Source organism: Planococcus halotolerans, assembly GCF_003289955.1.
Classification (GTDB): domain Bacteria; phylum Bacillota; class Bacilli; order Bacillales_A; family Planococcaceae; genus Planococcus; species Planococcus halotolerans.
In genome coordinates this window covers 354386-376683 of the sequence record NZ_QLZR01000002.1, presented here as the reverse complement: position 1 = coordinate 376683, position 22298 = coordinate 354386, and the positions used below count along the sequence as shown (strand labels likewise).

General features: G+C 46.3%; 20 protein-coding genes and 1 other annotated feature. Of the genes, 17 read left to right on the top strand and 3 right to left on the bottom strand.

The window, feature by feature from the left end:
* Positions 1–172 precede the first annotated feature (172 nt).
* From DP120_RS06525 to DP120_RS06505, 5 genes are all read left to right on the top strand, one after another.
* Positions 173–895, top strand: a complete 723-nt coding sequence (locus DP120_RS06525; protein ID WP_112222846.1) for a 3-keto-5-aminohexanoate cleavage protein — start codon at positions 173–175, stop codon at positions 893–895.
* 118 nt (positions 896–1013) lie between these two features.
* A complete protein-coding gene (locus tag DP120_RS06520; protein WP_112222845.1) occupies positions 1014–2345 on the top strand; it encodes a D-serine ammonia-lyase in 1332 nt (443 codons plus the stop codon).
* Between the two features lie 36 nt (positions 2346–2381).
* Positions 2382–2696, top strand: coding sequence for a TIGR04104 family putative zinc finger protein (locus DP120_RS06515; protein ID WP_165843731.1), 315 nt, complete (start codon positions 2382–2384; stop codon positions 2694–2696).
* 15 nt (positions 2697–2711) lie between these two features.
* Positions 2712–2916, top strand: a binding site (T-box leader).
* A gap of 54 nt (positions 2917–2970) precedes the next feature.
* A complete protein-coding gene (argS, locus tag DP120_RS06510) occupies positions 2971–4662 on the top strand; it encodes an arginine--tRNA ligase (RefSeq protein WP_112223263.1) in 1692 nt (563 codons plus the stop codon).
* 78 nt (positions 4663–4740) lie between these two features.
* Positions 4741–5172 (top strand): VOC family protein, encoded by a 432-nt coding sequence (locus DP120_RS06505; RefSeq protein WP_112222843.1) that lies wholly within the window; start codon positions 4741–4743, stop codon positions 5170–5172.
* A gap of 687 nt (positions 5173–5859) precedes the next feature.
* On the opposite strand, the gene DP120_RS06500 is transcribed toward DP120_RS06505, so the two are convergent.
* The 3 genes from DP120_RS06500 to DP120_RS06490 all read right to left on the bottom strand — a co-directional run bounded on the left by DP120_RS06500 (position 5860) and on the right by DP120_RS06490 (position 9374).
* Complete coding sequence (locus DP120_RS06500) at positions 5860–6537, bottom strand: amino acid ABC transporter permease (RefSeq protein ID WP_112222842.1); 678 nt, start codon at positions 6535–6537, stop codon at positions 5860–5862.
* A 153-nt stretch (positions 6538–6690) separates the two neighbouring features.
* The gene (locus DP120_RS06495; protein WP_112223262.1) at positions 6691–7524 is read right to left on the bottom strand and encodes a transporter substrate-binding domain-containing protein; all 834 of its coding nucleotides are present in this window, start codon (positions 7522–7524) and stop codon (positions 6691–6693) included.
* Positions 7525–7709: 185 nt separating this feature from the next.
* Positions 7710–9374, bottom strand: coding sequence for an Rqc2 family fibronectin-binding protein (locus tag DP120_RS06490; RefSeq protein ID WP_112222841.1), 1665 nt, complete (start codon positions 9372–9374; stop codon positions 7710–7712).
* A 132-nt stretch (positions 9375–9506) separates the two neighbouring features.
* Here DP120_RS06490 and gmk point away from each other — a divergent pair, with 132 nt between their 5' ends.
* The 12 genes from gmk (at position 9507) to DP120_RS06430 (ending at position 21800) form a co-directional block, all read left to right on the top strand.
* On the top strand, positions 9507–10127 hold the full coding sequence (gmk, locus tag DP120_RS06485; protein ID WP_112222840.1) for a guanylate kinase: 621 nt from the start codon (positions 9507–9509) through the stop codon (positions 10125–10127).
* Entirely contained in the window at positions 10127–10351 is a 225-nt protein-coding gene (rpoZ, locus tag DP120_RS06480; RefSeq protein WP_112222839.1) for a DNA-directed RNA polymerase subunit omega, read from the top strand. Before gmk ends, rpoZ begins: the two co-directional genes overlap by 1 nt.
* Before the next feature lie 74 nt (positions 10352–10425).
* Positions 10426–11631: a bifunctional phosphopantothenoylcysteine decarboxylase/phosphopantothenate--cysteine ligase CoaBC gene (coaBC, locus tag DP120_RS06475; RefSeq protein ID WP_112222838.1), complete on the top strand. Its 1206-nt coding sequence runs from the start codon at positions 10426–10428 to the stop codon at positions 11629–11631.
* Positions 11621–14017, top strand: coding sequence for a primosomal protein N' (gene priA / locus DP120_RS06470; RefSeq protein WP_112222837.1), 2397 nt, complete (start codon positions 11621–11623; stop codon positions 14015–14017). The genes coaBC and priA overlap by 11 nt, the downstream gene beginning before the upstream one ends.
* A 19-nt stretch (positions 14018–14036) precedes the next feature.
* Positions 14037–14546: a peptide deformylase gene (def, locus tag DP120_RS06465; protein WP_112222836.1), complete on the top strand. Its 510-nt coding sequence runs from the start codon at positions 14037–14039 to the stop codon at positions 14544–14546.
* Complete coding sequence (fmt, locus tag DP120_RS06460; protein ID WP_112222835.1) at positions 14543–15475, top strand: methionyl-tRNA formyltransferase; 933 nt, start codon at positions 14543–14545, stop codon at positions 15473–15475. The genes def and fmt overlap by 4 nt, the downstream gene beginning before the upstream one ends.
* Complete coding sequence (gene rsmB / locus DP120_RS06455; RefSeq protein ID WP_112222834.1) at positions 15472–16818, top strand: 16S rRNA (cytosine(967)-C(5))-methyltransferase RsmB; 1347 nt, start codon at positions 15472–15474, stop codon at positions 16816–16818. Before fmt ends, rsmB begins: the two co-directional genes overlap by 4 nt.
* Before the next feature lie 40 nt (positions 16819–16858).
* Complete coding sequence (locus tag DP120_RS06450; protein ID WP_240611998.1) at positions 16859–17608, top strand: Stp1/IreP family PP2C-type Ser/Thr phosphatase; 750 nt, start codon at positions 16859–16861, stop codon at positions 17606–17608.
* A gap of 2 nt (positions 17609–17610) precedes the next feature.
* On the top strand, positions 17611–19593 hold the full coding sequence (gene pknB, locus DP120_RS06445; protein ID WP_112222833.1) for a Stk1 family PASTA domain-containing Ser/Thr kinase: 1983 nt from the start codon (positions 17611–17613) through the stop codon (positions 19591–19593).
* 14 nt (positions 19594–19607) lie between these two features.
* Positions 19608–20504 carry a ribosome small subunit-dependent GTPase A gene (gene rsgA / locus DP120_RS06440; protein WP_112222832.1) on the top strand — a complete coding sequence of 299 codons (897 nt, stop codon included), beginning with the start codon at positions 19608–19610 and terminating at the stop codon, positions 20502–20504.
* Complete coding sequence (gene rpe / locus DP120_RS06435) at positions 20497–21162, top strand: ribulose-phosphate 3-epimerase (protein ID WP_112222831.1); 666 nt, start codon at positions 20497–20499, stop codon at positions 21160–21162. Before rsgA ends, rpe begins: the two co-directional genes overlap by 8 nt.
* Positions 21159–21800, top strand: coding sequence for a thiamine diphosphokinase (locus DP120_RS06430; RefSeq protein WP_112222830.1), 642 nt, complete (start codon positions 21159–21161; stop codon positions 21798–21800). Before rpe ends, DP120_RS06430 begins: the two co-directional genes overlap by 4 nt.
* Positions 21801–22298: the final 498 nt, after the last annotated feature.

Genomic DNA, 22298 nt, shown 5'->3' with positions numbered 1-22298 from the left:
TTGTCAATTAGTGTGTGAATTTTTGAATGATGAATTTGTGACTAACCAGTAATCTTCGCTTGGCGAGTAATGCCAGGAAGGAAATCGAAGAATATTTATAGAATGTATTTCGTATTGTTTCGATTTCTTGGCTGACTCCGGTTCTTCATTTATATAAAAGGGGTGATTAAGCGTGGTCATTAAAGTTTGTTTGAACGGAGGACGGACCAAACGGGGGCATGCTGGAATCCCCGTTACGCTCGATGAGATAATAGGCGACATTCATACACTGAGAAAGCTTGGAGTGGAGCATTTTCATGTGCATTTAAGGGACAACGAGGGAATGGAGACATTCGAAAACCATCTGCTCGCACCGCAAATGCGGGTTTTGAAGCAACGCTTTCCGGATATAAAAATCGGCTTAAGTTCGAATTTGTTCAACGGGATGACTCCGGAGAGGCGGTATAAGAATATCAGGGGCTGGGAATTCCGGCCGGATTATATTTCAGTGAATCTCTCAGAGCCGGGAAGCATCGAACTTTGGAATTTGCTGAAGAATAAAGGGATAAAACCGGAAGCGGGGATATGGAGTCTCAACGACGCCGAAATTTTTGTGAAGAATAATCTGGATCAATTTTGCGAACGAGTGCTGATTGAGATGTTCTTCGAAGAAAGAGAGGAAGCAATTCGCCAAGCCAACCAGATCAGCACATTTATAGCCGAGCATAATCATTCATTGGAGCAGGTACATCACGGAGAAGGGATAAATACGTGGGCGGTAATTGATAATGCTCTGGCCAAAAATTGCGGGGTGCGAATCGGTTTGGAGGATACATTGGTTTTAAGGAGTGGGATAAGGGCATCGGGAAATGGCGAATTATACAGGGAGCTAATGATGGGGTTATCTGCATTATAAATTCTTCCAAATATTAAATTTGGATTCCCGAAACCCATTCAGAACAGAAAATGAAATCAGCAATATTTTCATGTATGATGAGGAGAGAAGCAGTCACTCAGCAGAAAGGATGATTCCAATGGCAGTTACGCAACAGCAACTCAACGATTGGCAGCAGAAGTACCCTTTATTATCCGATGTGATGGATTTTCGGCCGGTGTTATGGCTGAATCCGAATGATACAAAGAGTTCGGATCTCGGGCAACTGGCCGTAACGAAAGAGGATATGCAGGGAGCGGAGGAGCTGTGGCAGCGGTTTGCGCCTTTTTTGGCGATAGCGTTTCCTGAAACGGCAGAAGCTGGAGGAATCATCGAGTCACCATTGAAAGAAATTTCCTCTACTAAAAATATTATAGAAACCACTTACAGTACAAAAATTCCCGGCAGATTGCTTCTGAAATGTGACAATGAACTGGCGGTCGCGGGGTCGATCAAAGCACGCGGCGGCTTTTATGAAGTGCTGCATCATGCGGAACAATTGGCGATGGAGAATGGCATAATCACTAAGGGTGATGATTACAGAAAGTTTGCATCCAAGGAATTTAAGGATTTCTTCAGCCAATATTCAATCGGCGTGGGTTCTACAGGCAATTTAGGGCTCAGCATCGGAATTATCAGTGCGGAGCTCGGTTTTTCCGTTTCAGTTTATATGTCGGCTGATGCGAAAGCGTGGAAGAAGGACTTGCTGCGGTCAAAAGGCGCAATTGTCCATGAATTTGAAGGCGATTTCGGCGAAGCCATTCTGGAGGGCCGTCAACAGACAAAAGAGAACCCAATGGCATATTTTGTCGATGATGAAAACTCGAAGCATCTGTTCCTTGGCTACAGCACTGCAGCTTTCCGGCTAAAAAAACAATTGGATGATCTGGGTATAACTATTGATGCGGAACATCCTCTGGTCGTTTATTTGCCATGCGGTGTTGGCGGGTCGCCGGGTGGCATCACGTTCGGGCTCAAGCAGATTTATGGGGATGCCGTCCATTGTTTCTTTGTGGAACCAACGCATTCGCCGTCCGTCCTGATCGGTTTGATGACGGGTGAGAAGGAAAAAGTATGCGTCCAGGATTTCGGAATCGATAATTTGACCGAAGGCGACGGTCTTGCAGTTGGCAGGCCATCGAGTTTCGCTTCGTCAATCAGTGAAAAATTGATCAGCGGCATTTACACTCTTGAAGACGAGGAATTGTACCGGCTATTGGCGATTCTTGCTGACGGCGATGACATTTTTGTCGAGCCATCTGCGGCATCGTCTTTACTCGGACCGGTTAAATTGAGCCAAGAGGAATATCTGTCTGCACGCGGAGTGGACCCCGATAAGGCTGTGCACATTGCGTGGTCAACCGGAGGCGCTTTGGTGCCTGAGGAAAACATGCAGACAATGTACCAAAGAGGCAAGAATTTACGCGAATAAAAGATTTGTTTTTTTAAGCAAAAAGGAGTCGGAATGATGCAGAAATGTGCAGAATGCAACGAACCTTTCAAATGGAATCAGCTTTATAAATCATTATGGTTCGCTTTTCAGCCAGTACGGTGCCGGAATTGTGGAACAGTGCATAAAGTTGCGAGTGCTTCCCGGCTGTTGACGGTTTTATTGCTGCTGATGCCCATGATTTATATTTCGATTATTATGCAGAATCTTGGATTACTGGAGGTTATTTTGCCGATAGCAGCTGTAATTGTTCTGGTTTCATTGGGCTTGCCATTTCTCCTCAAATACGAAAAAGTCTCAACAAACATTGACACAAATTATGGAAATCGGTAAGATAATAAAAATACATTAAATTCTGGGAAGATAAGAGTAGGGATATGGAGTGTCCAAGCGAGCCGGGGATGGTGGAAGCCTGGTGGCCGAAGTATTCCGAACCGCATATCTGAGAAACCGCCTGAACTCGAGTAGGGCAGGTCGGCTGGCGCCGTTATCGCTTTAAGCAGGTCCGTTTACCGGGCAATCAGAGTGGTACCGCGGGAATCCCGTCTCTAATTTACATTAGAGACGGGATTTTTCTATTTTACCGGAAAAATGGAGGAGTATAATGATGGATTATAACAAGTTATTTGCCGAGGAAATTGTGAAAAATCTGGATGGCACCATGTCTTTGGAAAGCATAATGGGTTTAGTGGAAAAACCGAAGTTTGATGGCCAGGGCGATTTGGCATTTCCCTGTTTTTCATTGGCGAAGAGCCAAGGCAAGGCACCGCATTTAATTGCCGGCGAGCTGGCGGAGCGAATAAAGCATCCTGTCTTCGAGAAAGTAGCTGCCGCAGGACCATATGTGAATTGCTACCTTAAGAAATCTGTCGTCAGCAAAGATACCTTACAGACGATACTGGAAGAAAGGGCAGCGTATGGCGTGAGCGATTTAGGACAAGGCAGAAATATCACCATCGACTTTTCATCTCCCAATATTGCCAAACCTTTTTCGATGGGACATCTGAGATCCACAGTCATTGGGAATTCATTGGCGAAAATCGTTGAAAAGGTGGGATATATAGCAGTTGGGATCAATCATTTGGGAGATTGGGGCACGCAGTTCGGAAAGTTGATCGTCGCGTATCAGAAATGGGGCGATGAAGCGGCAGTGAAGGATAATGCTATACCGGAATTATTGGCGCTGTATGTCAAATTTCACGAGGAAGCCAAGGATGACCCCGGCCTGGAAGACGATGCCAGAAAGTGGTTTTGGCAACTGGAGAATGGCGATTTGGAAGCGGAAGAATTATGGACATGGTTTAAAGATGAATCGCTGAAGGAATTCAGCAAAATTTATGAATTGCTGGAAGTGGATTTCGACTCGTATGCCGGGGAAGCCTTCTATAACGATAAGATGGCTGCGACCATCGAATTGCTGAAGTCGAAGGAATTGCTTACGGAGTCCCAAGGCGCAGAAGTGGTTGATTTGACCGAAGAAGGGCTGCCGCCTTTTCTGATCAGGAAAAGTGACGGCGCAACGCTTTACGGTACACGGGATTTGACGGCGGCTCTATATAGAAAAGAAAATTATCATTTTGCAAAATCGCTGTACGTGGTCGGGCAGGAACAGACGCTGCATTTCAGGCAATTGAAATTGGTGCTGAAAAAGATGGGATATGACTGGTCGGATGATATGGCACACATTCCATTCGGATTCATATTGAAAGACGGGAAAAAGATGTCGACCCGTAAAGGGAAAGTGGTTTTATTGGACCAGGTGTTAAAAGACGTGATTGAATTGGCGGAAAAAAATATCGAAGAGCGGAATCCGGCACTGGCGAATAAAGCGGAAACCGCACGAATGGTGGGCGTCGGTGCAGTGATTTTTCATGATTTGAAGACGGAACGGCAGAATAATGTCGAGTTTTCACTGGAAGCAATGCTGCGTTTTGAAGGTACTACGGGTCCCTATGTGCAGTATACCCATGCCAGAGCCTGCTCGATTTTGCGGAAATCGGGTATGACGGCGGAAGAGATTACGGCTGTGGGACTGGACGACAGCTACAGTTGGGAAGTCATCAAAGACCTGATTGCATTTCCGGAGATGATTCAAAAAAGCTTTGAGCAAAGCGAACCATCGGTCATAGCCAGGTATGCGATTGAATTGGCGCAGGATTTCAATAAATACTATAGCCACGTGAAAGTATTGGAAGATGATGAACATCTGGAGGGAAGACTGGCTTTGGTTTTCTCCGTTACTGTGGTGCTGAAGGAAAGCCTCCGTTTGCTCGGAATCCATGCACCGGACGAAATGTAAAATTTCCCGGCTCTTGCAGGACACTTTCGCTTTCCCTCGAATACTATAGACAATAGAGGAAAATGAAAGGAGAAAACCATGGCGATCCAATCCAATCATATTTTTATTAATTTACCAGTAAAAGACCTGAACAGATCAATGCAGTTTTTCGGTGATATCGGATTTGAATTCAACGAACAGATGACGGACAAAAACGCTGCGTGCATGATAGTCGGCCGCAATATATATGTAATGCTGCTGGTTGAAGATTATTTCAAAAGCTTCACTGGCAAAGCGTTATCCGACTCAGCCGCCAGCACGGAGGTAATCGTCTCCATCACAGCGGACAGCCGGGCGGGCGTGGATGAAATCGTAAATAACGCGTTAGCGGCAGGCGCTTCCGCATCCAACGATAAAATGGACAACGAATTCATGTACGGCTGGAGTTTCGAAGACATCGACGGACATTTATGGGAAGTCATGTATATGCCGGAGAGTGACGAGGATAGTGATGACGATTTTTATGGGTGAGAGTTGTTGAGCGGGTTGAAGTGTGGTGATTTTATAGGTAGCGCGGATCCAATATTTAACAGAAAAGTTCTCTATTTCACGGTGGTGAAATAGAGGGTTTTTTTGTGTGGGTTTTTATTGCTGAAATTAAGGAATCGACGATAAACGCTTGATAATCGACGATAAACCTAAAAAAATCGACGATAAACTATCGGAAATCGACGATAAACTCCGGAAAATCGACGATAAATTGATAGGAGTCTTAAAAATTTTGATTCAGAAATTATTAATGGGAAATATTGAGATTTAGCCAGAACCTTTATTCACTCATAGTAGTCTATTGAAAGAGCCAAATCCAATATTTTACAGAAAAATTTTTCTGTATGACGAGGGTGATATAGAGAACTTTTTTCATTGTATTTTAATTGCTGATTTTAAAAAATCGCCGATAAACGTTGAAAAATCGCCGATAAACATAAAAAAATCGCCGATAAAGCTTCAAAAATCGCCGATAAACACGAGAAAATCGCTGATAAAATTTAAATGTCTCTTGCAGAGACCAGCACTAAAATAATTATGGAAATTATAGGTGCATAAACGCATTTTTTATTCAAATCAAAACCTACTTCAACACAACCACAGCATTTCACAAGAAAAGAATTCCACAAAAAAGAGGCTGCCGCGAATTCACGCGACCGCCTCTTTATTCTATAAATAATCCGCATAACGCTTCTCGAGGTAATTCTGCAGCACAGTCATGACCGAACAGATTGCCCAGTAGATCAATGCCACCAGTATCAGCAGCGTCAGCAAGTCGTATTCGCGAGCTCCGACTGTCCGTGCTTTCTGGAAAATTTCCGGTACGGTAATCATTGCTGCGAGCGACGACGCTTTGATCAGATCCAGGTAGACGTTGGATAACGGCGGCACGGCAATCCGCACAGATTGCGGAAGGATGATGCGCCGCATCGTCTGCCAGTAAGTGAGCCCGAGCGCAGTGGAAGATTCCCATTGGCCTTTATCGACTGAAGCGAGTGATGACCGGAATACTTCCGCGATATAAGCGGCACTGTTGATGCTGAAGCCGATCAAGGCTGCTTGTACCGCTGTAAATTCAATGCCGATGACGGGCAATGCAAAATACAGAAGGAATAAAATCACGAGTATCGGCACGCCGCGCATAAAGGAAATGTAAAGTCTCGCCGGATATTGCATGAGCTTGACCGGAGATGTCCGGGCAAGCGAGAGGAAAAATCCGATGATTAATCCGCATAGCATGCTGACGACCGAAATGAGTAATGTATACCATATGCCTTCAAGTACATAGGGGAGGGATTCGATCGCTAAAACTGGATCGAACAACAATCCCCATTCAATTTCATTCATCGAACCCCTCCGTTTGTTTCAACTTGTTTCTTAGTGTCCAGACTCCAGCGTCCTAGCTTTTTGGGTCATAAGCCGGCCTAGCTATGCGGCAAAGAACGCCGCTCCGCTATTACGCCTTATGCTTTTCAGAGCTAAGCGGCCGTTTCCAATTCTCTATTCCTCAATATCAGGCTCAACCGATACATCTGCACCGCCGAAGAATTCTTCGGAAATTTCAGTGATGGTTCCGTCTTCAAGCATTTCATCCAAAACGCGGTTGACGTTTTCAGCTAGTTCTTCGTTGTCTTTATTCATGACAAGGCCAACTTCAGATGGAGCGTATTTGATGTCCGGGTGGATTGTGATATTGAGTTCCGGGAATGCAGCTACACCGAAAGTTGAAAGGTAATAGTCGTTCAGGATGACGTCTGTGCGGCCGATTGAAACGTCGCGCAAGTAGACTTCGTTTGATGCGTTGTCATAAGTCACTTCTTCAGCACCGTAACTGCGGGCAATTTCCATGTAGATGGAAGTGGAAGCACCTGCCGCTTTTTTGCCTTCAAGATCTTCCAGTGAAGAAATTCCTGATAGATCGTCTTCACGGACAACTGCTGTGCCGTATGAATATTTCACAGGAGTCGAGAAGATGAACTCTTCAGCGCGGTCTTCTGTAATTTCAATGTCATTGGCTGCGATATCGACTTGGCCAGTCTGCACACTTGTCAGCATTTCATCAAAGCCCATTTCCTTGAATTCGATATCAAGTTCGAGGCGTTCAGCCACTTCACGCGCAACTTCCACTTCGAATCCGGTAAGTTCATCAGATTCTTCGTCGCGGAATGATGTTGCCAATAAAGTTCCGGAAGTCGCAACAGTCAATGTGCCTTCTTCCTGAATTTCATCCCATGCAGTCTTTTCTTCCGTTGCAGTATCTTCATCTCCGCCGCATGCAGCTAAAACCAGCGCTGAAGCTGCCAATAGTGCCGGGGCAAAGAACATCTTTTTCATTTTCACCATAAAATTTACCTCCTTGTATTATAGTCCTTTAAAAACATAGCATTAAGCGTGTAAGAGGGCAATAACATAGAGACTGAATTTTAAAACACAGAATATTCCTGCAATTTAAAGTAAATAATAGTCTTATGTAAACAAGAAACAGCCGTCTCCAAAATGCTGACGGCTGTTTCCAAGAATCATTTTTTCAGTTTGATGACGAGTTCTTCATCCGGTGTGACGAAAACCGTTTTTTGTTCGAAGTAGATGACGAATCCCGGTTTTGCGCCGTTCGGCTTTTTCACTTGCCGAACTTCTGTGTAGTCTACGGGTACCGATGATGATTCCCGCGCTTTGCTGAAATAGGCAGCAATCGTTGCAGCTTCAAGAATGGTTTCTTCGTCCGGTTCCGAATCGTGGATGATGACATGTGAACCTGGAATGTCCTTTGTATGCAGCCAAGTATCGGATTTGGAAGCCACTTTGAAGGTGACGTAATCGTTCTGCTTATTGTTTTTGCCTACCGATATTGGAATGCCGGTGCTTGAAACGTAAGGCTCAACGGAAGGTTTGGTCGGTTTTTTCTTCTTCTTCGATTTCTGTGCCTTCATATATCCCTGTTCGGCAAGCTCTTCGCGGATTTCTTCGATATCGGAAATTCCGGCTTGCTGCACTTGTGACATTAAAGTTTCGAAATAAGCGATATCATCTTCGGTTTTTTCGATTTGTTCCTGGGTCTTGACCAAAGCGGTTTTGGCTTTCTGATAACGCGAATAAAACTTCTGAGAGTTTTCAATAGGCGTCTTCCGCGGGTCGAGAGGAATCAAAACTTTTTCTTCATTGTAATAATTGTCCACTTCGATTTCTTTCATGCCTTTTTGGATGCGGTGGAGATTGGCCATGATCAGTTCACCGTTCAATTGGAGAAGGTCGCGTTTTTCTGCCTGATCTTGCTCTTTTTTCAATTTCTTCAATTTAAGTTTCAGTTTTGAAATTTCGTTCTGCAGCCAGCGCTCAAGATCGCCTGCCTGCTGTTTGACGCGGTCGCGCTCGGCTTTAGCATAATACATACGGTCAAGCAATTCACCGAGGTTAGGAAAGCTGAGACCCTGGGCATCCAAATGTTCCAGAGGAGTCGCCGAGAAGAAGCTTTTGCTGTCCTGCTCGACATAATAGCCGACAGGATTTTCTTGGCTGAAATCTTCAAGAAATTTTTCAGCGGCCGATTCCTTGTCGGCGGCCGTTGTCAATCGGTGATGCAATTCACGCGCAGTCAGCGGAGAAAAACCGGCATACTGCTGTACCAATTCCTTTTCATCCAGATCGATGAGTGCGTCCGAATTGGTAAACGGATGCTTTTTGTCTTGGGACGGCGGGAAGATATAAGGCTGTCCGGGCAAAATTGTACGGAATGAGTTGACGCTCGGCGGTAGATGCTTGAGGCTGTCGAGAATCATCATTCGTTCCGAGTCGACCAGGATGACATTTGAGTGCCTCCCCATCATCTCGACATGGAGTTCCCGTTCGATGTCGTCACCGATTTCATTTTTCGCCTTGATTCTCAAAATGATAAGCCGGTCCATTCCGTGCTGGGAAATTTCTGTGATGACGCCGCCTTCAATATGCTTGCGGAGAAGCATGCAGAACATCGGGGGTTCAGAAGGGTTCGTGTTCGCTTGTTTACTTAAATGAATCCGGGAATACGAAGGGTGGATCGAAATCAATAATTTATGGTTGCTTCCTTGTGAGCGGATGTGGAGCAGCAGTTCAAGCTGATTGGGCTGATGAACTTTTGAAATTCTTCCGCTGACCAGCTGTTGCAGTTCACTGGTCATCGCTTTTGTAAATAATCCATCAAATGCCATGAAAATCCCTCTTTCAAATCGTTTTGTTCCATCTTATCATTTCTGGCGTGTATTATGATATAATAAGACAGTTAGTTACAAAACGAAGAATATAGACCGGATGTAATGGCGGTGGTTAAGGTGGTTAATGAAATGAGAAAACAACGCGGACTGCTGATCGTGTTATCAGGGCCTTCCGGGGTCGGCAAAGGCACAGTCAGAAAAGAGCTGTTCTCACAGCCGGATACGAATTATGAATACTCCATATCGATGACGACGCGGTCGCCCCGTGAAGGCGAAGTGGATGAAGTCGATTACTTTTTCAAGACGCGCAATGAATTCGAGGAATTGATCGAACAGGGTCAGTTGCTTGAATATGCAGAGTTTGTCGGAAATTATTACGGCACGCCGCTCGAATATGTCAATAAGATGCGGGACGCGGGCCGTGATGTGTTCCTTGAAATCGAAGTGCAGGGAGCTGCGCAGGTGCGGGACAAAGTGCCGGATGGCCTGTTCATCTTTTTGGCCCCGCCAAGTCTTTCCGAACTTGAGGAACGGCTGGTCGGCCGGGGAACTGAATCCGATGAAGTGATTGCTTCGCGGCTCAGAGCGGCAAGACAGGAACTGGAGATGATGAATCTCTATGATTATGTGGTTGAAAACGATGAAGTGGAAAATGCCTGTGACCGCATCAACGCCATTATTATTGCTGAACACTGCAAGCGCGAACGTGTAGAAAAAAGATACTTTGATATGCTAAAGGAGAATGCATGATGTTATACCCATCCGTTGATAAATTAAAAAGCCGTATCGATTCGAAATACTCTTTGGTGGCTCTCGCTTCCAAACGGGCACGCCAATTGCACGAAAATGGCGATGATAAACTTTCAAAATACACATCCGCTAAACCGGTAGGAAAAGCGCTTGAAGAAATTGCAGAAGGTGTTTTGACGCAAGTGCGCCAGGACGAAGCTGCTATCTATGAAGACGAAATTTAACCATTAATCACAACCTACGACTCCCAGAGCAAATTTGTTCTTTGGGAGTTTGTTGTTTAGAAAGGGTGTTTGCGTTGTTGGCAAATCGAAGGATTTTATTGTGCGTGAGCGGCGGGATCGCTGTTTATAAAGCGGTTGCACTTGTCAGTAAACTATCTCAGGCTGGAGCGGACGTAAAAGTCATCATGACAGAGTCGGCGCGCCAATTTGTTCGGCCGTTGACTTTCCAGGTCATGTCCCGAAACGATGTCTTTTATGATACGTTCGATGAAAAGGATTCTTCTGTCATTGCCCATATCGATCTGGCTGATTGGGCGGACCTCGTTATTGTAGCTCCCGCGACTGCCAATGTCATCGGCAAGCTGGCGAACGGCATCGGGGATGATATGGTGACAACCACGTTGCTGGCGGCAACTGCTCCGATCTGGATTGCACCGGCGATGAATGTCCATATGTATGACCATCCGGCAGTTAAGCGGAATATCCAGCAGCTTCATGACGATGGCATCCGCTTTATCGAACCGTCGGAAGGTTTCCTTGCCTGTGGTTATGTAGGCAAAGGGCGTCTCGAAGAACCTGAAAAGATTACGGAATTGGTAAATGGTTTTTTCAGCCGTGAAATGCTTTTGAAAGGCAAGAAAGTTGTAGTGACAGCGGGACCAACCCGGGAACGCATCGATCCCGTCCGCTTTCTGACGAACTTTTCGAGCGGCAAAATGGGATATGCCATGGCGCAGGCAGCAGCTGAACTTGGAGCTGAAACGATCCTGATCAGCGGTCCGGTTTCATTGCCGGCACCGTCAGGCGTCAAACGCATTTTTGTTGAAAGTGCTGAAGACATGCTGCAGGCGGTAAAAACGGAATTTGCCGATTCAAATTTTGTCATCAAAACAGCTGCAGTCGCCGATTACCGGCCGAAAACCCTGCACGGGCAAAAGATGAAGAAGCAGGATGGTGACGCTTCGCTGGAACTCGAGCGCACAGCGGACATCCTCCATTACCTGGGTACTGAGAAAGGCAAACAGGTCTTGATCGGCTTTGCTGCTGAAACGAATGACGTAAGCCGTTATGCGAAAAGTAAGCTTGAACGCAAAAATGCCGATTATATCATTGCCAACGATGTGACCGAGTCACAGGCAGGATTTGAGTCGGATACCAATAAAGTGACGATTTATGGAAAAGGGGATTTCGAACAATCTTTCGAACTTCTTCCGAAACAGGAGTTGGCACGCCAATTGCTGAAGCTGATTGTTGAAAGGGAAATGCGAAATGATCGCTGAAATTATTGTTGATGTTGCTGCACATCCGATTGACCGGCCATTTGACTATTTGATTCCTGAAAAACTGGAAGCATTGGCAGAACCGGGCATGCGGGTGAAAGTGCCTTTTGGGAACAGAAAAGTGCTTGGGTTCATCACCAATATTAAAGAGAAATCCGATTTTGACCCAGGACGCATGAAACCCATCCATGAATTGATGGACGTCGTTCCGGTTCTGAATACAGAATTGCTGGAAATGGCCGCCTGGATGAAGGAACAGACCGTTTGTTTTGAAATTGATGCATTGCAGGTCATGGTACCTGCCGCATTGCGGGCGAAGTATGAAAAACGCTTTGTGCTGACAAGCGGATTGGAGGAGATTGATCCGCGTCTTCACCCATATTTCGGCAATAAACCTTTCATACGAAGCCAGGAAGCTGAAGATGTATTCGGGTTGATCAAAAAAGAATTGGATAAAGGCACAATCATTGCAGACACCAATATTCAACAGCAGACCGCTGTTAAAAAAGTGCGCATGATCCACGTTTCAGATTCTGTTGAAAAACTCGAATCCATAGATATCCGCGGCAATGCCAAGCAGCAGCTGAAGTTGATGGATTTCATGAAAGAGAATCCGGGACTTTCCATTGAGTCTTCCGAACTTCAAAAAATAGCTGGCGTTACGTTGCCGACGATCTACAGTCTGGCTGAAAAAGGCGCAGCAGATTTATCGAATGTGGAAACGTATCGGGATCCGAAAATGCTGACGGAAATAGAGAAAAAAGATAATTTGGTGCTTACTGAAGCGCAGCAGAAGGCTTTCGACGCCATCGATAAGTCGCTGAATACACCAAGAACGTTTCTTTTACACGGTATAACCGGAAGCGGCAAGACGGAAATTTACCTGCAGACCATTGACAAGGTGTTGAAGGAAGGGAAAGAAGCAATCATGCTGGTTCCCGAGATTTCATTGACACCGCAAATGACTTTGCGCTTTAAGGAACGATTCGGTGATATGGTCGCTGTTCTCCACAGCGGCTTGTCTGCCGGTGAAAAATACGATGAATGGCGCAAAATCCAGCGCGGCGAAGTGAAAGTGGCAGTCGGTGCGAGATCGGCGATTTTCGCGCCGTTTGAAAATCTTGGATTGATCATTCTCGATGAAGAGCATGAATCGAGCTATAAGCAGGATGACTCTCCTCGCTATCATGCACGCGATCTGGCAATTTGGCGCGGGGAGTATCATAGTTGTCCGGTCATATTAGGCAGTGCGACGCCTTCGCTGGAATCCTATGCACGCGCGCAAAAAGGGGTTTACGAATTGCTTGTGCTGGAAAAACGCGCAAGAAATCAACCCTTGCCTGCTGTTCACATCGTCGATATGCGGGAAGAGCTGAGAACCGGCAACCGGTCGATGTTCTCGATTCAATTGGCGGATGCAATCCGGGATCGATTGGCGAAGAAGGAACAAACGGTTTTATTCCTGAATAAACGGGGCTATTCTTCGTTTGTTCTGTGCCGTGATTGCGGTACCGTCATGCAATGCCCGAATTGTGATATTTCATTGACCTATCACCGGTCGAGCGAAACGATGAAATGCCATTATTGCGGATATGATGAACGGGTGCCGCACACTTGTCCGGAATGTGAAAGTGAGCATATCCGTTTCTTTGGAACAGGTACACAGAAAGTGGAAGAAGAATTGGCGAAGCTCGTACCGGAAGCAAGAGTCTTGCGGATGGATGTTGATACGACGCGCAATAAAGGCGCACATGAAAAAATCCTCAATTCCTTTGGGGAAGGGAAAGCCGACATTCTGCTGGGCACACAAATGATTGCCAAAGGCCTGGATTTCCCGAACATTACATTGGTTGGTGTGCTGTCCGCTGATACGACTTTGCATCTGCCGGATTTCCGTGCAGCCGAAAAAACGTATCAATTGCTGACGCAGGTCAGCGGGCGTGCAGGGCGTGACGTATTGCCGGGAACCGTTTTTGTACAATCCTATACGCCTGAACATTACGCAATCACCCTTGCGAAAGACCAATTATATGAACCGTTCTACGATCAGGAGATGGCGATGCGGCGTGCAAGCGGATATCCGCCTTATTATTATGTCGTGAATATCCAGTTTACCCATGAAGATTTGATGACAGTGGCGGAATATGCCGGGCAGACGGTTGAATATTTACGAAAACAATTGTCGGAAGGGACGATCATCATCGGGCCTTCCGCCTCGCTGATCGCCCGCGTCAACAATAGATATAGATATCAATGTTTGATAAAATACAAAAAAGAACCGAAACTGACCGAAGTGATGCAGCAATTGATCAAAATCTATCGTTCTGATTGGCTGAAAAAAGGTGCCACATTGGCAATCGATATGAATCCGACTTCGGTGATGTAAAAGAAAAGAGGAACTGAAAATGGCTATACGACCTATCGTAAAACACCCAAGCGATGTGCTTGAAAAATCTTGTGCTCCTGTAACGACTTTTGACAAAAATCTGGCCGTTCTATTGGATGATATGTACGAAACGATGATCGAAGCGGATGGCGTTGGAATCGCGGCTCCCCAGGTAGGGACTGCGGTGCGCGCTGCCATCGTCGATTTCCGTGAAGGACAGGATCCGATCGAAATGATCAACCCGGAACTCGTACTATATGAAGGGTCTGATACGGATATCGAAGGATGCTTGAGTTTCCCGGGTGTATTCGGTGAAGTGGAACGATATGACCATATTAAGATAAAAGCGCAGGAACGGGATGGTTCATGGTATGAACTTGAAGCGGAAGGCTATGAAGCCCGCGCAATTCTGCACGAAATGGATCATCTGGACGGCGTTTTATTCACCAGCAAAATCACGAAATATGTGACTCAGGAAGAACTGGATGAAATGATCCGTTTGCAGGAAGAAGAGGAGGAAGAGGTTTGACCAAAATCGTGTTTATGGGAACCCCGGCTTTTTCCGTTCCGATTCTCCGCATGCTGGTTGAAGAAGGATACAACGTCATTTCTGTGGTGACACAACCGGATCGCCCCGTTGGCCGCAAGAAAGTACTGACGCCGACGCCTGTTAAAGAAGAGGCGCTGCGCCTTGGGCTGCCGGTTTACCAGCCGCAAAAACTGAAAAATCCGGAAGAACTGCAAGCCGTATTGGATCTGGAAGCAGATTTAGTGGTAACCGCGGCGTTCGGGCAAATTCTGCCATCTGAAATATTGGAAACACCGAAACTCGGTGCGATTAATGTACACGCTTCTTTATTGCCTGCATATCGCGGAGGCGCACCGATCCATCAGGCGATTATCGATGGACAGAAAGAAACAGGCGTCACCATCATGTATATGGTGGACCGGCTGGATGCGGGAGATATCATTTCCCAGACAGCTGTGCCGATTGAAAAACACGATCATACCGGCAGCATGTTCGATAAACTCAGCGCAGCTGGAACGGAATTGTTGAAAGAGACTTTGCCTTCTATTATAGATGGAACGAACGAGCGCATTCCGCAGGACGAATCGCTCGTCACATTTGCACGCAATATCTCACGTGAGCAGGAGCGGATTGACTGGAACCGGTCAGCTGAAGAGATCTACAACCAGGTGCGCGGGCTTCACCCGTGGCCGGTTGCCTATACAAGTTTTAAACAGGACAATATGAAAATCTGGTGGTCCGAAATAGCTGATGAATCCAAAAAGGGGACACCGGGCAAAGTGGTCAGACTGACTGAAGACGCCATCCATGTCCAGACAGGCAAGGGAATTCTGGCCATTACGGAATTGCAGCCGGCAGGCAAAAAACGGATGTCGGCTAAAGACTATTTAACCGGACCTAAAATTCAGGCAGGAGATTTATTTGAATGAAAAATAAAAAATTGCACGGCAATGTCCGCGACGCTGCATTTTCGATTCTTTGGGCAGTTGAAAACAAGCAAGCCTACAGCAACCTTCTTTTGCATCAAACAATTGAAAGTTACGGGATTTCAGCAAAAAACCGCGGCTTGCTGACAGAAATCACTTATGGCACATTGCAGCATCAGATGACGTTGGATTATTATCTGGAACCTTATTTAAAAGGCAAAGTCGAGCCCTGGGTCAAAACCTTATTGCGGATGTCGCTGTATCAGATCGTTTACCTGGACCGCATCCCTTCGCATGCTGTCGTCCATGAAGCGGTGGAAATCGCCAAACGGCGGGGACACGGAGGAGTCGCTTCTTTAGTGAACGGAGTTCTGCGGTCCGTACAGCGTTCAGGTGTCCGGTCATTTAATGCGATTGCCGATCCGATCGAGAAAATTTCTATAGAAACGAGCCATCCGGCGTGGATGATCAAGCGCTGGTCCGAACAATTCGGGTTGGAAAAGACGCGTGAAATGGCTTTGGAAAACAATAAAATCCCATCACAGACAGTTCGGGTGAATACCGTCCGCGCAACAGTGGAGGAAGCAATTGAAATGCTTGAATCCGAAGGGCTCGAAGCGGTTCCAAGCAAAATTATTCCTGAATGCCTCGTGATAACAGGCGGCCAGCCCGCCAGAACAGCCACTTTTGAAAAAGGCTTCATCACGATTCAGGATGAAAGTTCAATGCTGCCTTCTTATGCATTGCAGCTTGAACCGGGTATGAAAGTCTTGGATATGTGTGCTGCACCGGGGGGGAAATCAACTCATATCGCTGAAAAGCTGAACAATAAAGGCAGCCTTTACTCGATGGACCTCCATCCGCATAAAGTGAAATTGATCAAGGAATCCGCCGACCGTCTGGGCCATACCGTTATAGAAACGGAAGTGGGAGATGGCAAAAAGAGTGTTGAGCGTTTTGGCAAAGAGCAATTCGACCGTGTCCTAGTGGATGCACCTTGCAGCGGACTCGGCGTCATCAAACGGAAACCCGATATTAAATATACAAAAAAAGAAGAGGATTTCAGCAGGTTGCAGGAAATCCAGATTGAATTGCTGGATCAGGCTGCGCAATTGCTGAAGCCGGACGGCATATTGGTTTACAGTACATGCACAGTTGATAATATGGAAAACCGCGGCACTGCCGAAAGATTTCTGAAGGAGCATACGGATATGGAAAAAATCCAGGTTTCATTGCCTGAAGCTCTTGGCATTAAACATAGTGGCTTTGTGCAGGTATTTCCTCAGGATTTCGGAAGCGATGGATTTTTCATCGCCGCTTTCCGGAAAACTGCTGCCGTTGAATGATCAGCAAACCGAATTGACTTGGGATGAGGTGTAGAAATTGTTGTTTCAATATGTCATGGAAAGTGATACAGGAAAAAAGCGGGAAGTGAATGAGGACCGTGTGGCGGTCCTCAAAAGGCCTGATGGGCTGATGCTTGCTCTGGTGGCAGATGGAATGGGCGGCCATAATGCCGGCGACGTCGCCAGTGAAATGACAGTGGCTGCGTTGAGTGAACTGTTCATGGATGCGGACAGCGAAGAATTTGAGTCAGCATCCAGCAAGAAAAAGTGGCTCGATGAAAAGATACGCTTCATTAACAGCGAAGTTTACAATTACGCCGGAGACCATCCTGAATGCAAGGGAATGGGAACGACGCTGATTGCTGCATTGATTGAAAACAGTTTCTGCATCATTTGCCATATAGGCGACAGCCGTGTTTATACGTTTAACGGCAAAGCCGAGCAGGTTACCCGGGACCATTCCTATGTCAATGTGCTGGTTGATAATGGTGAAATCAGTGAAGAAGAAGCCGAAGACCATCCGAAAAAGAATTGGATTGTGCGTGCGCTTGGTACAGAGGCAGGTATTGAAGGGGAGATGATCGAGCTGGAAATCAGCGATTCTTCCTATCTGCTGATCTGTTCTGACGGATTGAGCAATAAAGTCTCGAAAGAAGAAATTGCAGAAATTGTCGGTTCCCATTCAGCTTTGTCCCAAAAAGGGAAAGACCTGGTTGATCTCGCCAATGATAAGGGAGGAGAAGACAATATTTCGTTTGTTCTTCTTGCCTCGAAAGCTGGGGAGGTGTAAGTATGTTAATCGGCAGAAATATTAATGGCCGTTATAAGATAAAGGAATTGATCGGCGGAGGCGGCATGTCGAATGTCTATTTGGCCCATGATATGATTTTGGACCGGGACATCGCCATCAAAATGCTGCGCTACGATTTTTCAAATGAAGAAGAACTCCGCAGAAGGTTCCAACGGGAAGCTTTGTCTACCACAAGCCTTGCCCATCCGAACATCGTAAATATTTTTGATGTCGGAGAAGACGGGGCAATCCCTTATCTGGTTATGGAATATGTACCGGGGAAAACTTTAAAAGAATACATAATCGAACATTCACCGATTGCGCCTGAACGCGCAGTGAAGATTATGAAACAATTGGCGTCCGCTTTGGCGCATGCCCATCATAACCAAATTGTCCATCGCGATATAAAACCTCAAAACATCTTGATGGACGAAGAAGGCAATGTGAAGATTTCCGATTTCGGTATTGCGATGGCTCTTAGTGCAACGTCCTATACACAGACCAATTCAGTACTGGGCACTGTCCATTACCTTTCGCCGGAACAGGCACGGGGCGGCAACGCTACGAAAAAATCGGATATCTATTCCCTTGGGATTGTGATGTATGAATTGTTGACTGGCCGACTGCCGTTTTCAGGGGAATCAGCTGTTTCCATCGCTCTCAAGCATCTTCAGACTGAAACACCGTCTTTGCGTGAAATTGTACCGACCATTCCGCAGAGCCTTGAAAATGTCGTGTTAAAAGCCACGGCGAAAAATGCGCAGCATCGGTATCAGTCAGCTGATGAAATGGATGAGGATCTGTCTACTGTATTATTGCCGGAGCGTTTGAATGAACCGAAATTTGCTGTTCCGGTTGATGAAGACGCGACGCGGGCAATGCCGGCCATTAAAGATTCATCGCCGTATGTTAACGCGGAAGAAACGATCACAAATAGCCCTGCTAAAACAAAAGGGACAAAGGCAAGCAATAAACAAGCACCACCCAAAAAAGAGAAGAAAAAGAAATGGCCATGGATTGTCGGTCTACTGCTCTTTCTTGTCATAGCTGGCTTGTCTGTCGCTTTGGCATTTCCGGATCTTTTTGGTCCGAAGCAGGCAGCTGTACCGGATGTTTCAGGGATGGAACGTGAAGAAGCAATAGAAGAACTTGAGTCATACGGTTTTGTCATTGGAGAAGAGCGGGAACGTTATTCAGAAGATGTTGAAGAAGGATCGGTAATCCGGACCATTCCGGAAGCCGGAAAGATCAGAAGCGTGGAAGCAGAGATTCAATTGTATTTGAGCCTCGGCAAAGAATCTGCTGAAATGGCTGATTATGTCGGGCGGAATATTGATCAGACTATGGAACTTCTTGATTCTCGTGATTTCCTGTCTGTTACACCAACAGAAGAGTTTTCGGATAGACCTCCTGGAGAAATTTTGGAACAGAGTCCGGAAGCCGGAAGTGAAATCATACCAAGTGAAACAGAAATTGAATTTACAGTAAGTAAAGGAAAAGATATGCGCTCGGTTGCTGATTTGTCGGGATACGATGAGGCGGCGCTTAGTGAATATGCCCGTTCTACAGGTTTTCACATCAATATTGTGGGTGATGAGCCATCAAGCGAGGTAGCAGCTGGAACAGTGCTGTCACAGACCCCGGCAGCCGACAGTGAGTTGGAAGCAGGAGGCGCAATTGACGTGGTGCTGTCATCAGGACCGCCGGCATTGCCGCAAAAAACATATATTCATACAGTCCGTATACCGTATGAACCTGAAACGCCAGCAGAAGAAGGCGAAGAACCGGTAGAGCAGACAGTTCAGATTTATATCCAGGACGAAACCCGGACAATGGCTGAGCCTGTAGAAGAATTTACAATCACCGAAGATTCCGAGAGGCGCATCCAACTGCAGATTGCCGAAGGGAATCGGGCGGTTTACCGAATCGTACGGGATGAAAGAGTAATTACCGAAGAAACGATCGAATACAATAATGTGGAGTAAGAAGGAGGAAACGTATGCCGAAAGGTCAAATAAGAAAAGCGCTTAGCGGGTTTTATTATGTATTGGACGAGGACGGGGAGCGTTACATCCAATGCCGTGGCCGCGGAGTATTCCGCAACAGGCAAATCTCGCCGTTGGTAGGAGATTTTGTGGATTATAAAGCGGACAATGATTTGGAAGGGACTATTTTGCACGTGTATGAGCGCAAAAACGAACTTGTCCGTCCGCCGATAGCAAATATCGACCAGGCAATTCTTGTTTTTTCGGCAAAACAACCGGATTTTCATCCATTATTATTGGACCGGTTTTTAACTGCCATCGAATCTCACGATATTCAACCGGTCATTTGCCTGACCAAAATGGATTTGGTGAATGATAAAGAAAGATCGGCGATTATGGATTATGTAGCGGATTATGAGAAAATCGGCTACGAAGTCATTCCGACTTTCATCAATGATCCAGATCTTCAGCAACGGCTCATGCCGGTATTGGAAGGCAGAACAAGTGTGCTGGCCGGTCAATCTGGGGTAGGCAAATCAACCATGCTGAACACGATTCTGCCGTCGCTGGAATTAAAGACGGATGACATTTCCAAAGCATTGAACCGTGGTAAACACACGACCCGCCATGTTGAATTGATCGAAGTAAACAGCGGGTTGCTGGCGGACACACCCGGATTCAGTTCTTTCGATTTTGATACGATTGAAAAAGAAGAACTTTCAGGCTGTTTCCCTGAAATGGCAGAAAGATCGAACGCCTGTAAATTCAGGGAATGCCTGCATCTGAATGAACCCAAATGCGCCATCAAGGCAGCAGTTGATTCCGGAGAAATTCCGGAATATCGTTATAAGCATTATCTGAAATTCCTGGAAGAAATCATGACGAGAAAGCCGAGGTATTCCAATGATTAAAATTGCACCGTCGATATTGGCCGCAGACTTTTCGAAGCTGGGCGAAGAAGTATTGGAAGTTGAAAAAGCTGGAGCAGACTGGATTCACATCGATGTGATGGATGGCCATTTTGTGCCGAATATATCATTTGGCGCAGCCGTCATGGGAGCAGTGCGCCCTCTGACAAAATTGCCGTTCGACGTTCATTTGATGATTGAAAACGCAGACCGTTATATAGAAGACTTTGCTAAAGCTGGAGCGGATTATATCACTGTTCATGTTGAGGCGAGCCCGCATCTGCACAGAACCATCCAATTGATCCGCTCGTTTGGTGTGAAACCGGGTGTTGTTTTAAACCCGCATACTCCTGTGGAAGCGATCCTGCCGATTTTGGAAGATATCGATTTAGTGTTGTTCATGACAGTCAACCCTGGCTTTGGCGGACAGAAGTTTATCGATTCAGTTCTTCCGAAAGTCGAACAGCTTGCTAAAATCATTAAAGACAAAGGTCTTGATATCGACATCGAAATCGATGGCGGCATCAATGAGGAAACAATCGTTGACTGTGCCAAAGCTGGTGCAAATGTATTTGTTGCCGGATCGGCGATTTTCGGTAGTGCTGACCGTGCCAAAGCCTTGCAAAGCATCAAAAAGGCTGGTCAAGAGGCGGTCTCGTGAAGGTCATTATCATAGCAGGAGGTCCGGCAAGCGAATTGCCGGACTTTTCAATATGGCCGGAGGATACATTTATCGGAGTGGACGCAGGAACGATAGCTCTGTTGGATAAGGGCATTGTGCCGTCTGCCGCAGTTGGGGATTTTGATTCTGTATCAACAGAGCAATTCGAAAGGATCAGGAAGGTTTTTCCGGACCTTCAACCGGCTTCTTCGGATAAAGACGAAACCGATACCGAATTGGCGCTGGCGGAAGCGATGGCCTATGATCCCGAAACAGTTATTATCACAGGTGTCACTGGCGGTCGTCTGGACCATTATATGAGCGCTTTGCATGCAATATACGGTTTTCATCTGAAATATCCGGGTACCAGTTTTTTCTTGATCAACAAGCAGAACCGCATCCGCTTTCTTGAAGCCGGCAGCCATGAGATCCTGCGGAACAGCCGCTACCGCTATATTTCCTTTTATCCGTTCGCGGAGGAAATTAAAGGCTTCAGTCTGACAGGATTTAAATACGAAGTAGCGGATGAAACGATTCCTTTTGGTTCAACACGTTTCATCAGCAACGAACTTGAACAGGCGGGTGTCGTCTCTTTTATAGAAGGAAACTGCATCATGATTGAAAGTGCGGATGAATAGAAGATGAACAGAAGTAAATGTACAGGTTGAATTTAAGTATCAGGTTTATATGACGCTTCGGCGCTTTGGACAGTGCCAAGATTATGCTCCTGCGCACTGCTCGTAGCAAAGGATGCGCCATCTTCGTATGGCGAACCTTGCCTCCCGCAATAAGCCGAGAAGACCACTCGTCTTCTGCTTCGTCGGCATTCGCCTGCTCCGGCGGCGCGCCGGCGCTAGAGAATTATCTAGAGATATGGAGTAAAATAGCGAAGACTCCCAGGGGATTAGAATCGGAGTTGACATGTCAACTCCGATTCGAGCGAAGTGCTGAGATCCACTCGGGCGAAGTGGAACGAGTCCGAGTTAGCTTAGCGCGAGCCAAGCGTGGCCGAAGATCTTCCGGCCGGCGCTTTGCGACGAAGCTAGCGCAGCGATGCAGAGACAGGAGCACGGGTTTAGGAAAGCGGAGCTATTTTACGTAATATCGGCAATTCTCAATTATTAATTTAAACTATC

Excerpts from the sequence above, each read along its gene's own strand:
- DP120_RS06520 (WP_112222845.1), top strand. The coding sequence starts at position 1,014 with ATGGCAGTTACGCAACAGCAACTCAACGATTGGCAGCAGAAGTACCCT.
- DP120_RS06515 (WP_165843731.1), top strand. The coding sequence starts at position 2,382 with ATGCAGAAATGTGCAGAATGCAACGAACCTTTCAAATGGAATCAGCTT.
- argS (WP_112223263.1), top strand. The coding sequence starts at position 2,971 with ATGGATTATAACAAGTTATTTGCCGAGGAAATTGTGAAAAATCTGGAT.
- DP120_RS06505 (WP_112222843.1), top strand. The coding sequence starts at position 4,741 with ATGGCGATCCAATCCAATCATATTTTTATTAATTTACCAGTAAAAGAC.
- DP120_RS06500 (WP_112222842.1), bottom strand. The coding sequence starts at position 6,537 with ATGAATGAAATTGAATGGGGATTGTTGTTCGATCCAGTTTTAGCGATC.
- DP120_RS06495 (WP_112223262.1), bottom strand. The coding sequence starts at position 7,524 with ATGAAAAAGATGTTCTTTGCCCCGGCACTATTGGCAGCTTCAGCGCTG.
- DP120_RS06490 (WP_112222841.1), bottom strand. The coding sequence starts at position 9,374 with ATGGCATTTGATGGATTATTTACAAAAGCGATGACCAGTGAACTGCAA.
- gmk (WP_112222840.1), top strand. The coding sequence starts at position 9,507 with ATGAGAAAACAACGCGGACTGCTGATCGTGTTATCAGGGCCTTCCGGG.
- rpoZ (WP_112222839.1), top strand. The coding sequence starts at position 10,127 with ATGTTATACCCATCCGTTGATAAATTAAAAAGCCGTATCGATTCGAAA.
- priA (WP_112222837.1), top strand. The coding sequence starts at position 11,621 with ATGATCGCTGAAATTATTGTTGATGTTGCTGCACATCCGATTGACCGG.
- def (WP_112222836.1), top strand. The coding sequence starts at position 14,037 with ATGGCTATACGACCTATCGTAAAACACCCAAGCGATGTGCTTGAAAAA.
- rsmB (WP_112222834.1), top strand. The coding sequence starts at position 15,472 with ATGAAAAATAAAAAATTGCACGGCAATGTCCGCGACGCTGCATTTTCG.
- pknB (WP_112222833.1), top strand. The coding sequence starts at position 17,611 with ATGTTAATCGGCAGAAATATTAATGGCCGTTATAAGATAAAGGAATTG.
- rsgA (WP_112222832.1), top strand. The coding sequence starts at position 19,608 with ATGCCGAAAGGTCAAATAAGAAAAGCGCTTAGCGGGTTTTATTATGTA.
- rpe (WP_112222831.1), top strand. The coding sequence starts at position 20,497 with ATGATTAAAATTGCACCGTCGATATTGGCCGCAGACTTTTCGAAGCTG.